This is a genomic window from Streptomyces sp. cf386, assembly GCF_900103585.1.
In the GTDB taxonomy this organism is placed as follows: Bacteria; Actinomycetota; Actinomycetes; order Streptomycetales; family Streptomycetaceae; genus Streptomyces.
Window position 1 is genome coordinate 121,759 of the sequence record NZ_FNHV01000005.1, and the last position, 12,066, is coordinate 133,824.

Annotated in this window: 11 protein-coding genes; 4 read left to right on the plus strand and 7 right to left on the minus strand. The window is 70.8% G+C overall.

Annotation, left to right across the window (positions count from 1 at the left end):
* Positions 1-211: 211 nt before the first annotated feature.
* Positions 212-709 carry a hypothetical protein gene (locus BLU79_RS14520; RefSeq protein ID WP_093906166.1) on the minus strand — a complete coding sequence of 166 codons (498 nt, stop codon included), beginning with the start codon at positions 707-709 and terminating at the stop codon, positions 212-214.
* 159 nt (positions 710-868) lie between these two features.
* On the opposite strand from BLU79_RS14520, the gene BLU79_RS14525 reads away from it, so the two are divergent.
* Positions 869-1,792 (plus strand): phosphotransferase family protein, encoded by a 924-nt coding sequence (locus BLU79_RS14525; RefSeq protein ID WP_177001021.1) that lies wholly within the window; start codon positions 869-871, stop codon positions 1,790-1,792.
* A gap of 149 nt (positions 1,793-1,941) precedes the next feature.
* Here BLU79_RS14525 and BLU79_RS14530 read toward each other — a convergent pair whose 3' ends face one another.
* The 5 genes from BLU79_RS14530 to BLU79_RS14550 all read right to left on the minus strand — a co-directional run bounded on the left by BLU79_RS14530 (position 1,942) and on the right by BLU79_RS14550 (position 6,267).
* Positions 1,942-2,184, minus strand: a complete 243-nt coding sequence (locus BLU79_RS14530) for a DUF397 domain-containing protein (RefSeq protein WP_093906168.1) — start codon at positions 2,182-2,184, stop codon at positions 1,942-1,944.
* A 118-nt stretch (positions 2,185-2,302) separates the two neighbouring features.
* Entirely contained in the window at positions 2,303-3,469 is a 1,167-nt protein-coding gene (locus tag BLU79_RS14535) for a thiolase domain-containing protein (RefSeq protein ID WP_093906169.1), read from the minus strand.
* Entirely contained in the window at positions 3,466-4,515 is a 1,050-nt protein-coding gene (locus tag BLU79_RS14540) for a thiolase domain-containing protein (RefSeq protein WP_093906170.1), read from the minus strand. The genes BLU79_RS14535 and BLU79_RS14540 overlap by 4 nt, the downstream gene beginning before the upstream one ends.
* Entirely contained in the window at positions 4,512-5,453 is a 942-nt protein-coding gene (locus BLU79_RS14545; RefSeq protein ID WP_093906171.1) for a Zn-ribbon domain-containing OB-fold protein, read from the minus strand. Before BLU79_RS14545 ends, BLU79_RS14540 begins: the two co-directional genes overlap by 4 nt.
* Positions 5,454-5,466: 13 nt before the next feature.
* The gene (locus BLU79_RS14550; RefSeq protein WP_093906172.1) at positions 5,467-6,267 is read right to left on the minus strand and encodes a crotonase/enoyl-CoA hydratase family protein; all 801 of its coding nucleotides are present in this window, start codon (positions 6,265-6,267) and stop codon (positions 5,467-5,469) included.
* A 166-nt stretch (positions 6,268-6,433) separates the two neighbouring features.
* Here BLU79_RS14550 and BLU79_RS14555 point away from each other — a divergent pair, with 166 nt between their 5' ends.
* The 3 genes from BLU79_RS14555 to BLU79_RS14565 all read left to right on the plus strand — a co-directional run bounded on the left by BLU79_RS14555 (position 6,434) and on the right by BLU79_RS14565 (position 10,662).
* Positions 6,434-8,062: an acyl-CoA synthetase gene (locus BLU79_RS14555; protein WP_093906173.1), complete on the plus strand. Its 1,629-nt coding sequence runs from the start codon at positions 6,434-6,436 to the stop codon at positions 8,060-8,062.
* Positions 8,063-8,307: 245 nt separating this feature from the next.
* Positions 8,308-10,068: an alkaline phosphatase family protein gene (locus BLU79_RS14560; RefSeq protein WP_371131864.1), complete on the plus strand. Its 1,761-nt coding sequence runs from the start codon at positions 8,308-8,310 to the stop codon at positions 10,066-10,068.
* A gap of 168 nt (positions 10,069-10,236) precedes the next feature.
* A complete protein-coding gene (locus BLU79_RS14565) occupies positions 10,237-10,662 on the plus strand; it encodes a hypothetical protein (protein WP_256333296.1) in 426 nt (141 codons plus the stop codon).
* Between the two features lie 116 nt (positions 10,663-10,778).
* Here BLU79_RS14565 and BLU79_RS14570 read toward each other — a convergent pair whose 3' ends face one another.
* Positions 10,779-12,062, minus strand: a complete 1,284-nt coding sequence (locus BLU79_RS14570) for a cation:proton antiporter (RefSeq protein WP_093906175.1) — start codon at positions 12,060-12,062, stop codon at positions 10,779-10,781.
* Positions 12,063-12,066: the final 4 nt, after the last annotated feature.

A 12,066-nucleotide genomic window follows, 5' to 3' on the forward strand; every position in this document is an offset into this window, starting at 1 on the left:
ACGGCGGCAGCCTCTACGGTCCCGGCGCCCAGAGCGAGCCCTCCGGCGCCTCCGGCTGCTGCTTTTAAGGTCGTTCTTCGGGTGATCCCATGCGGCTCATACGACATGACCCCTGACGCTAGAGATCCGATGACTCTGCGGCAAGGGTCATGACAAAACGAGGAGGGCGCGGAACAGCGCAGACCGTGGCGCGTGCCACCGCCGGGACGATTCAGCCCTGCTGGAAGAGCTCCGCGGGCAGCGGCTTCAGGAGGGCGTACAGGTCGTCCGTGATGGGGCGGTCCCAGGCGGCGATGGTGACCAGGACGTTGTCGCTGCGGTCGAACTGCACGCAGGAGATCCGACTCTCGGAGAGCTTCAGGCGCCGCACGATCAGGAGGTTGTCGCCCTGCATCACCGGCACGTCCTCGCTGCCGACGACGGTGACCTCCTCGTCGTTCTCCAGGGCCAGCAGCAGCTGCGCGACCTCGAACGGGATCTCTCCCTCGACGACCTCGCGGGCCGGCGAGCCCTCCGGGAGGTTGCCGATGATCATCGCGGGGCCTCGGCCTCCGAAGAGGTCGTATCGCAGGAAGACGCCCTGGCAGCTGCCGTCGGGGGCGGGCAGCAGCCCGGCGCCCAGATTGCCGGGCCAGTCGCCCGGGTCCATGGCCAGTACGTCGAAGTCGGGCCCGGCGGGCGTGGCGCTGCGGCGGCGGAGGAACGACATGTCGCCATGGTACGTGGCCCGACCTGCTCCGTGACGTGCGGGCAGGGGTTCGAGCAGTGCCCCTCGCGCATGAGCTCGGGCTCTCGCGTGGCCCACTCCGCCGCCTGGCGCCGCGAAAATCCGTTGTCCCGCCGAAGGGGCCACCTTACGGTCCCGATCATGCTTCCACCGGTGGAAACGGACGAGGAATGGGACGCCGTAGTCCCTGACGAAACGATCATGCGGCCCGGAGTGGAGGACCTGTGCGCCCGCCTCGGCCTGGGCAGAGCCCCGCTGACCCGCTTCCCGGACGGGTCGCAGCCGGTCTACGCCGTGGGCGACGAGCACGTCCTCAAGCTGTTCCCCGGAGCGGCCGCCCAGGACGGCATCGCCGAGGGCCGGGTCCTGTCCCACCTTCAGGGGCTCCTGCCCGTACCGACGCCGCGCGTGCACGACGCCGGACCGTACGAGAACGGCTGGCAGTACGTGCTGATGTCCCGGCTGCGCGGCGAAAGCCTGGCCGGTGCCTGGGACCGCGTTCCGCGCGCCGACCGTGAGCGGCTCGTCGCCGAGATCGGCGAGGCCCTCGCCGTGCTGCACACTGTGGATCCCGCGCCGCTCACGGACGTCCTCGGGCCCGGCGACTGGGGCGCGTTCGTGGACCGGCAGATCGCCGGGGCGGTGGCACAGCAGAGCGGGCACGAACTGTCGGCCGCCTGGCTGGAGCAGATCCCCGAGTTCCTCGCCTCGGTCCCCCTCCCGCGCACCCCGCGCCCGGCGTTGCTGCACACCGAGGTCATGCGGCAGCACTTCCTCGTCGATCCGGACGGCCCTCGCCTGACCGGGCTCTTCGACTTCGAGCCGGCCATGATCGGCGACCGCGCCTACGATTTCGTCGGCGTGGGCCTGTTCGTCACCCGCGGCGACCCGCACCTGCTGGCCCGCCTCACCAAGTCGTACGGCGCGGTCTTCGACCCGGCCGAGCTGCTCGCGTACACCTTGCTGCACGTGTACAGCAATCTGCCTTGGTATCTACGGGAGTTGGGCGCACCGGCCGACGGCACGTTGGAGTCCCTGGCCGAGTCCTGGTTCGGCACGGCATGACGGGCCCCTCGGGCCCTTCACCCCTCCGGCGGTGCGGGCGGGGCCAACAGGCGGCGTCGGTGGCGGAACCCGAGCGGAACACAGCCGGATCGGCGCGCAGACGGCCGGCGCGAGGGACGGCCGTCCGTCGGCTCACCTGTTTCCACGCGTCATGTCAGGTCGAACTCGCCCTCCCTCGCACCCGACACGAAGGCACCCCACTCGGCGGGGGTGAAGATCAGGGACGGGCTCTCCGGGCTGCCGCTGTTGCGCATCGCGATGAACCCCTCGACAAAGGCGATCTGGACATCCCCCAGGCCACGGCTGCTCGAGTGCCAATCGGCGTTGCTGAGGTCCAGCTCCGGCTTGTCCCAGCCCGCGAGCGGGTGCTGCTGGATGGTGCTCTCGGCCACGTCCGTGCTCCTCCCGATTCGTCGTCCGCGGCCAGCCTAGCGATCGGGTCCGAGTGCCAACAGGCCACGTGAGGGGGACCTTTGTGGAGGCGTCTGAACCGCCGTCCGGGGAGCCCTCTCAGGCGTCCGGGGCCGTGGAGCCCACGAGCCACATCGAGAAGAACTGGGACCCGCCGCCGTAGGCGTGCCCGAGCACCTTCCTGGCCCGCTCCACCTGGTGGTCCCCGGCCTGTCCGCGCGCCTGAAGGGCGGCCTCCGCGAAGCGGATCATGCCGGAGGCCCCGATGGGGTTGGTGGACAGGACGCCGCCCGACATGTTGACGGGCAGATCGCCGTCCAGCTCGGTCACCCCGGCTTCCGTGAGCTTCCAGCCCTCGCCCTCGGCGGCGAAGCCCAGGTTCTCCAGCCACATGGGCTCGTACCAGGAGAACGGCACGTACATCTCGACGGCGTCGATGTCCCGGCGCGGATCGGCGATCCCCGCCTGCCGGTACACGTCGGCCGCGCAGTCCTTGCCTGCCTGCGGTGAGACGAAGTCCTTGCCCGCGAACAGGGTGGGCTCGCTGCGCATCGCGCCGCCGAGCATCCAGGCGGGCGGTCGGGGCGCGCGGGCGGCCCCGGCACGGTCGGTGAGGATCATCGCGCAGGCGCCGTCGGAGGAGGGGCAGGTCTCCGAGTAGCGGATCGGGTCCCACAGCATGGGCGAGGCCTGGACCTTCTCCAGGGTGATGTCGTGCTCGTGGAGATGGGCGTAGGGGTTCTTCAGCGCGTTGCGCCGGTCCTTGTACGCCACCAGCGAGCCGACCGTGTCGGGTGCACCGCTGCGCCGCATGTACGCGCGCACGTGCGGCGCGAAGAAGCCGCCCGCCCCGGCCAGCAGGGGCTGCTGGAAGGGGATCGGCAGGGACAGTCCCCACATGGCGTTCGACTCGGACTGCTTCTCGAAGGCCAGCGTCAGGACGGTGCCGTGCACGCGGGCGGCGACCAGGTTGGCGGCGACGAGGGCCGTGGAGCCGCCGACCGAGCCGGCCGTGTGCACCCGGAGCATGGGCTTGCCCACCGCGCCGAGCGCGTCGGCGAGATACAGCTCCGGCATCATGACGCCCTCGAAGAAGTCGGGCGCCTTGCCGATGACGACGGCGTCGATGTCCGGCCAGGTCAACTCGGCGTCGTCGAGGGCACGTCGGGCGGCCTCACGGACGAGCCCGGCGATCGACACGTCCCGGCGCGCCGCCACGTGCTTGGTCTGGCCGATCCCTACGACGGCCACGGGCTCCTTGCTCATCGCGGATCCCCTTCGAGTACGGCGACCAGGTTCTGTTGCAGACACGGGCCGGAGGTGGCGTGCGCGAGCGCCCGGTCGGACTCGCCCCGGTGGATACGGGCGGCGGCCTCTCCGATGCGGATGAGCCCGGCGGCCATGACGGGGTTGGCGGCGAGGGCCCCGCCCGAGGGGTTGACGCGCACGCTGTCGTCGAGCCTCAGCGCCTTGCGCAGCACGACCTCCTGCGCGGTGAAAGGCGCGTGCAACTCGGCGGTGTCGACGGGCCGTTCGAACGCACCCGCCCTTTCGGCGGCCAGCCGGGCGGAAGGCGAGTCGGTCAGATCACGCACCCCGAGGCTGTGCGCTTCGATGCGGTGGTCGATGCCGCGGATCCAGGCGGGCCTGGCGCACAGTTCCCGGGCCCGCTCCCCCGCCGCGAGGACCACGGCGGCGGCCCCGTCGCCGATCGGCGGGCAGTCGCCGGTACGCAGCGGTCGTACGACGTACTCCCCCTGCGGCACCGAACCCCGCAGCTGCGCATGGGAGTTGGCGGTGGCGTCCGCGCGGCTGCGGGCGGCGACGGTGGCGAGCGCGGGTTCGTCCGTGTCACCGGCGTCGATGAGGGCCTGCGCCTGGAGGGCGGCCAGGGCTACGGAGTCGGGCCAGAGGGGGGCGACGTAGTAGGGGTCGAGCTGGCGGGTCAGGACGTCGCGCAGGGGGCCGGGTGAGGACTTGCCGTAGGAGTAGACGAGCGCGGTGTCGGCGTCCCCCGTGAGCAGCTTGGTCCAGGCCTCGTACAGCGCCCAGGCACCGTCCATCTCGACGTGCGACTCGGAGATCGGCGGCCAGGCGCCGACGCCGTCGAGGGCGAGGGTGAAGGAGAAGGCGCGGCCGGCGAGGTAGTCGCTGGAGCCGGAGCAGGTGAAGCCGATGTCGGCGGTCTTGAGGCCGGTCTGCGCGAGCACCTCGTGCAGGACGGGCATGAGCATCTCCACCTCGGAGAGCTCCTCGCTGGTGCGCCGGTGGTCGGTCTGTGCGAAGGCCACGACGGCGATCTCACGGTTCACAGCAGCTCCCGGTAGGTGTCGTAGTCCGCGTCGGGCTCGCCGGTGGGCCGGTAGTGGTCGGGGTAGCGGGCGCCTTCGGTCCACACCGGTTCGACGCGCAGACCCATGCGCACCTGGTCGTACGGGATGCCGCCGATACGGCCGTGCAGGGCGAGGTCGGCGCCGTCGAGGGCGATGTGGGCGTAGACGTACGGCACTTCGATGTCCAGGTTCTTCGCCTTGATGTTGACGATGCAGAACGTGGTGACTGTGCCGCCTGGACCTACCTCGACCTGTTCCGATGTGGCGACCCCACATGTGGGGCACGCACCCCTCGGCGGGACGTACACCTTGCGGCAGGACGGGCAGCGCTCCCCGACGTTGCGGTTTTCGGCCAGGGCGTTGATGTAGGCGGTCTGGGCGCGGCCGGGTGAGTAGGTGTAGTCGAGACGGGCGGCGGCGACGATGCCGGTGATCGGGTCGTCGAACTCGCCGCTGTGGCCCTTGGGTTCGGCAGGGTCGCCGTCGTACGGCTCGAAGCAGGCGATGTCGGTGATGGCGCCGGTGCGGTCCTCGGCCCAGCGGACCCGGACGCGCATGCCGGTGTGCACGGCGTCGGGGCCGGGGGCGTCCAGGGCGTGCAGGAGAGCGGTGTCGGCGCCGTCGAGGCGGACCAGGACCCAGGCGAAGGGGGTGTCCAGGGGCTGGTCGCGGCGGGGGGCGTGGTTCCAGGCCCAGGTGGTGACCGTGCCCGTCGGGGCGACCTCGACCAGATCGCGGATCTCCTCGGCGGTGACGGGGTCGTACTCGACGGGCGGGACGAGCGTGCGGCCGTCGCCGGTCCGCACCCCGAGCACGATGCGTTCGCGCAGGCCGGTGAGGAAGGCGCTCTGGACGGGGCCGAGGGAGCGGGTGAAGGGGAACTCGACGACGAGGGGCGCTTTGAGGACTTCGGGCACGGTGGCTCCCTCTCTAGACTCGCTTGTAGACGGGCGGCCGCTTCTCCGCGAAGGCGCGGGCGCCTTCCTTGGCGTCTGCGGTGTCGAAGATCGGCCAGCCGCGCCCCAGTTCGGCGGCCAGGCCGTCGGTCTCGGTCAGCTCGGCGGTGTCGTAGACCGACGCCTTGACGGCCTCGACGGCCAGCGGCCCGCAGGCGTTGATCTGCTCGGCGATCTCCAGGGCCTTGGCCAGGGCCGTGCCGTCGGGGACCACGTGCCCGATCAGGCCGATGTCGGCGGCTTCCCGAGCGTCGTAAGGGCGTCCGGTGAGCAGCATCTCCAGGGCGTGGGTGCGCGGGATCTGGCGTTGCAGGCGGACCGTGGAACCGCCGATCGGGAACAGCCCGCGTTTCACCTCGAAGAGCCCGAAGGTGGCCGACTCGCCCGCGACCCGGATGTCGGTGCCCTGGAGTATCTCGGTGCCGCCGGCCACGCAGTACCCCTCGACGGCGGCGATCACCGGCTTGCGGGGGCGATGGTGGCGCAGCATCGCCTTCCAGTGCAGGTCCGGGTCGGCCTTCAGCCGGTCCCGGTGGTGCTCGCCCTCCATGCCCTGCCCGGCCAGCGCCTTGAGGTCCATCCCGGCGCAGAAGGCGCCGCCCGCCCCGGTGAGCACGATGGAGCGGATCGCGTCGTCCTCGTCGGCCTCGATCCAGCCGTCGTACAGCCCGACGAGCATGGACAGCGAGAGCGCGTTCCTGGCCTCGGGCCTGTTCAGCGTGAGCACCAGTGTGGCGCCTTCGCGCCGCACGGTGAGGTGTTCCGTCCCACCCATCGCCCATCTCCCCTCTGAAAGAACGAGAACAGGTTGCAGTAGGCGGGGAGGCACTTCAAGGGTTTTCTGACAGACAGTCAGATTTCTTGTGCGCGGACCCTTCACACTTGTGCCGCCCTTTGCTCTGATGACCGGCAGCCGGTGGTGAGCGAGGTCAGGAGGAGCGGTGGAGTACAACCTTGCCGACCTGTTCGAGTCGGTCGTCGACGTGGTTCCGGGCCGCGAGGCGCTTGTGTACATCGACCAGCCGGGCACAGGCGCGGAACGCCGTCTGACGTACGCGGAGCTGGACACGGCCGCCAACCGGATCGCCCACCATCTGATCGACAGCGGGATACGGCCCGGCGAGCACCTCGGGCTCCACCTCTACAACGGGGTCGAGTACCTGCAGACGGTATTGGGCTGCCTCAAAGCGCGGATCGTTCCCGTCAATGTGAACTACCGGTATGTGGAAGAGGAGTTGGTGTACCTGTACCGGGACGCCGATCTGGTGGCCCTGGTCTTCGACACCGAGTTCACGGAGCGGGTGGCCGCGGCGCTTCCGCAGGTGGACGGGCTGCGGCATCTGGTGCGGGTGGGCGGTGCGGCTCCGGGTTCGGCGGCGGCGCCGGTCGTGCCTGCAGTGGCCTTCGCGGACGCCGAGCGCGGCGGGTCGCCCGAGCGAGGGTTCCCGGCGCGGTCCGGCGACGACCAGTTCATCATCTACACGGGCGGCACCACCGGCATGCCCAAGGGTGTGATGTGGCGCCAGGAGGACCTGTTCTTCTCGGGGCTGGGCGGCGGTGCGCCGACCGGCGAGCCGGTGCAGAAGCCCGAGGAGCTCGCCGAGCGCGTGGCTGCGGGCGGCGACGGGATCACCTTCTTCCCGACCGCCCCGCTGATGCACGGGACATCCACGCTGACCGCCTTCATCGGCTTCAACTTCGGCCAACGCGTCGTGATCCACCGCAAGTTCGCACCGGAGGAAGTGCTGCGGACGATCGAGAAGGAGAAGGTCACCAGCATGTCGCTGGTCGGCGACGCGATGCTGCGCCCCCTGGTCGACGCCCTCAGCGGGCCCATGAAGGGCACGGACTGCTCGTCGATGTTCAGCGTGTCGTCGTCCGGGGCGATCATGTCCGACACGGTGCGCCGGCAGTTCCAGGCACTCGTCCCGAATGTCCTGCTGCTGAACAACTTCGGCTCCTCGGAGTCCGGCTTCAACGGTACGGCGACCGAGGACTCCGGCCCCGAGCGCGGCTTCCGCGTCCGCGTCAACTCCCGTACACAGGTGGTCGATCCGGCCACGCACGCGCCGGTCGCAGTGGGCGAGGTGGGCAGGATCGCGCAGTGCGGCCATGTGCCCCTCGGCTACTACAACGACCCGGGGAAAACGGCCGAGACCTTCTTCGAGAAGGACGGCGCGCGGTGGGTGTTGCTCGGCGACATGGCCACGGTCGACGCGGAGGGCGTCGTGACCGTGCTGGGCCGCGGCTCGCAGTGCATCAACACCGGGGGCGAGAAGGTGTACCCGGAGGAGGTCGAGCAGGCGCTCAAGTCCCATCCCGACGTGTACGACGCGTTGGTGGCCGGGGTACCGGACGCGAAGTGGGGGCACCATGTGGCGGCTGTGGTGCAGTTGCGGTCGGGGGCTGTCCAGCCGTCGTTGTCGGACATCCAGACGCACTGCCGCTCCCATCTCGCGGGGTACAAGATCCCGCGCCAGTTGGTGATCGCGGACTCGATCCGGCGCTCGCCGAGCGGGAAGGCGGACTACCGGTGGGCGCGGGAGGTCGCGTCGGCCGCGGACGGGTGAATTCCGGGCAGCTCGGATTGAACCTAAGGTGACGTGCGGACGTACTCGTGGTGGCAGGCTCGCCCATAGGGCGCTGTCTGCCATGCCATCGCAAGACCGCACGGAAGGACCACCGGGTGTCGCTCTTCACTCGCTCTCGTCAGCCAACGGACCCTGCTGAGGGCGGGGCGGACAGGGACGAGGACACCGCCGCGACAGAGGAAGCCTCGGAAGGGGCGGATGGGGCGGCGGACGCGACGGAACCGGTGGCAGACGCGGCTGACGCGTCGAAAGCCGCCCAAGCAACCGCGACGGCCACGGAGGCGGACGGCGCCAAGGAGACCGACCCCGCGGAAGCGCCCGCCTCCCCCTCCCCCGGCTGGTTCGGCTGGCGCCGCCGCTACCCCCGTACGGCACGCGGCGTCACCGTGGGAACGACGGTCCTGGCCGGTGCGCTCCTGCTCTTCGCGCTCCTCGTGCCGAACCGCCTCGAACGGCTCGGCCCCGAGGCGTTCTTCCGGCTCCCGGCCGAGGGGATCCTGCTCGCGGGCCTGCTGCTGGCGCTGCCGCCCCGGTCACGACGGCTGACGGCGAGGGTGGCGGGAGCGCTCCTCGGGCTGCTCACCGTCCTGAAGTTCGTCGACATGGGCTTCTACCAGGTGCTGGCCCGCCCCTTCGACCTCGTCCTGGACTGGATACTGCTCGACGACGCGGCGGAGTTCGTCCGGGAGACGTTCGGGCGGACCGGTCAGGTGCTCGCGGTGGTCGGCGTGATCGTCCTGCTCCTCGCCGTGCTCGTCCTCATGACGCTGGCGATGGTGCGGGTGACGAACCTCATGGTCCGTCACCGGCCCACCGCCGCCCGCACGACGCTGATCCTGGGGACCGCCTGGATGACCTGCATGACGCTGGGCGTCCAGGTCGCCGGCGTCCCACTGGCCACCAAGGGCAACGCCGAGTTCGTCAACAACCGTGTCGAGCAGGTGCGCGCGGGCCTGAAGGACGGACAGATCTTCCAGAAGCAGGCGGCGGTGGACGCCTTCGCCCAGACACCGCCGGACCAGTTGCTGACGGGGCTTCGCGGCAAGGACGTGCTGTTCACGTTCATCGAGAGCTACGGCCGTGTCGCGATCGACGACCCGGCGATGGCGCCGCAGATCGACTCGGTGCTCAAGGAGGGGACCAACTCGCTCAAGGCGGCCGGGTTCCAGTCCCGCAGCGCCTGGCTGAAGTCGCCGGTGACGGGGGCGGGGAGCTGGCTGGCGCACTCCACGTTCCTCTCCGGTCTGTGGATCAAGAACCAGCAGCGGTACCGGAGTCTGACGACCAGCGACCGCGCGACGCTGAACAGCTACTTCCGCAAGACCGGCGCCTGGCGCACGGTCGGCGTCGTGCCCGGGGTGCGGCGGGCCTGGCCGGAGGGCAAGTACTTCGCCCTGGACCACATCTACGACTCCGAGCACCTGGGCTACCACGGCCCGTACTTCAGCTGGACGCCCGTACCCGACCAGTTCAGCCTGGAGGCCTTCCAGCGTCTGGAGCACGGCAAGAAGAACCGCGAGCCGATCATGGCGGAGATCATCCTGGCCTCCAGCCACAACCCCTGGTCCCCCATCGCCCGCATGATCGACTGGGACGACCTCGGCGACGGCTCGGTCTTCCACCAGATCAAGAAGGAGGGCACGGACCCCAAGGAGGTCTGGAAGGACCCCGAGCGCGTCCGCACCGAGTACCGCCGCGCCATCGAGTACTCGATCCGCAGCCTCACCGAGTGGGTGGAGCGCTACGGCACCGACGACACGGTCCTCGTCTTCCTCGGCGACCACCAGCCCGTCCCGACGGTCACCGCGGGCAGCACGAGCAAGGACGTCCCCGTCACGATCGTCGCCCGCGACCAGAAGGTCCTGGACCACATCGCCGACTGGAACTGGACGGACGGCCTCAAGCCCGCCGAGAACGCTCCGACCTGGGGCATGGACCGCTTCCGGGACCGGTTCATGACGGCGTACGGGCCCCGGACGGGCTGAGCGGGCGGCAGCCGGGGAGAGCCGGCAGCCGGGGGGGGGTCGACAGTCGGGGGGGCTTCGCCTGGGGGCGGAAGCACCGTATGGCGTAGCTGTACGCGACGGCGCACGGGTGGCATCCCTACGGTCGCAATGACGGTCGTCGAGGCCTCAGGACCTAAGGGGAACCCCGTGAACATACCCATACGCGCACTGTGCGCGACCGCCCTCACCGTTGTCGTCACCGCCGGACCGGCGGTCCAGATCGCCCACGCACACGGCGACCTGAACTGCAGCGACTTCCGCTTCCGGGAAGACGCCGAGGCCGAGTTCAACCGCAATCTCAGCGACCCCCACCGCTTGGACGAGGACCGGGGGCGGAACGACAACATCGTCTGCGAGTTCCTGCCCCGCCGCGGCACGGCCGTGGCGGTCGTCCCCCCCGTGGCGGTACTCCCCACGCTCACGCCGCTCCCCACCCTGGGAGTCAGAGGCGGCCTGGGCGGCAGCACGGGGCCGGCGGACTTCGAGGTGGCGCTGGGAGCGGGCATGGCCGCCTGCGCGCTGGGGCTGACCGCCGGATACGTCGTACACCGGCGCCGGCGAGCGCGGAGCTAGCTCATCGCCTCGCACCGGTCGCCTCCCGTTCTGCGCCGTTGCCCCCGGCCCCATTCCGAGGCGGCAGGCGTACGGCCGGAGAGCGGCAACTCCCCGGCCGTACCAGGTGCCCCCGCTCAGGGCCGGCCCACCACGTCCTGGCCCTCCACCACGTCGTGCGGCGCGTCCGCCGACGGCTCGGCCTCCGCATCGCTCTCGGCCCCGCCCCGGGTGTCCGCCTGACGGCCCGGCGTGCGCCCGCCCAGGCGCTCCGTCAGCCTCGTGGCCACAGGCTCCGTGTACCGGGCCGTGAGCGGGCCCAGGATCACGAGGATCAGCACGTACGCGGTGGCCAGCGGACCCAGCGACGGCTCGATGCCGGCGGTGATGGCAAGCCCGGCGATGACGATGGAGAACTCACCGCGGGCGACCAGCGTTCCGCCCGCGCGCCAGCGGCCCTTGACGGAGATCCCTGCGCGCTGGGCGGCCCAATAGCCGGTGGCGATCTTCGTCAGCGCAGTGACGACCGCAAGGGCCAGCGCCGGCAGCAGCACCGGCGGGATGCTCGCGGGATCGGTGTGCAGTCCGAAGAAGACGAAGAACACGGCGGCGAACAGGTCCCGCAGCGGCGCCAGCAGGTTGTGCGCGCCCTCGGCCACCTCGCCGGACAACGCGATGCCGACCAGGAACGCGCCGACGGCGGCGGAGACCTGGAGCTGCTGGGCGAGCCCGGCCACGACCAGGGTGAGACCCAGCACCACCAGGAGCAGCTTCTCGGGGTCGTCGCTGGACACGAACCGCGAGATGTGACGGCCGTAGCGGACCGCGAGGAGGAGGACGAGCCCGGCGACGCCCAGCGCGATGGCGAGGGTGACGCTGCCCGCCGCGAGACCGGCGCCGGCGAGCAGCGCGGTGACGATCGGCAGGTAGACGGCCATGGAGAGGTCTTCGAGGACCAGGATGCTGAGCACCACCGGTGTCTCGCGGTTGCCGAGCCGTCCGAGGTCGCCGAGGACCTTCGCGATGACGCCGGAGGAGGAGATCCAGGTGACGCCGGCCAGGACGACGGCGGCGACCGGGCCCCAGCCGAGCAGCAGGGCCATGAGGGCGCCGGGCAGCGCGTTGAGCGCGGCGTCGACGAGTCCGGCCGGGTACTGGGTCTTGAGGTTGGAGACGAGGTCGCTGGCCGTGTACTCGAGGCCGAGCATCAGCAACAGCAGGATCACGCCGATCTCGGCGCCGATGGCGACGAACTCCTCGCTGGTGCCCAGGGGAAGGAGCCCGCCCTCGCCGAAGGCGAGCCCGGCCAGCAGGTACAGGGGTATCGGCGAGAACTGGAAGCGGGCGGCGAAGCGGCCCAGCAGGCCGAGGCCGAGGATGATCGCGCCGAACTCGATGAGGAAGACCGCGGAGGAGTGCATCGCG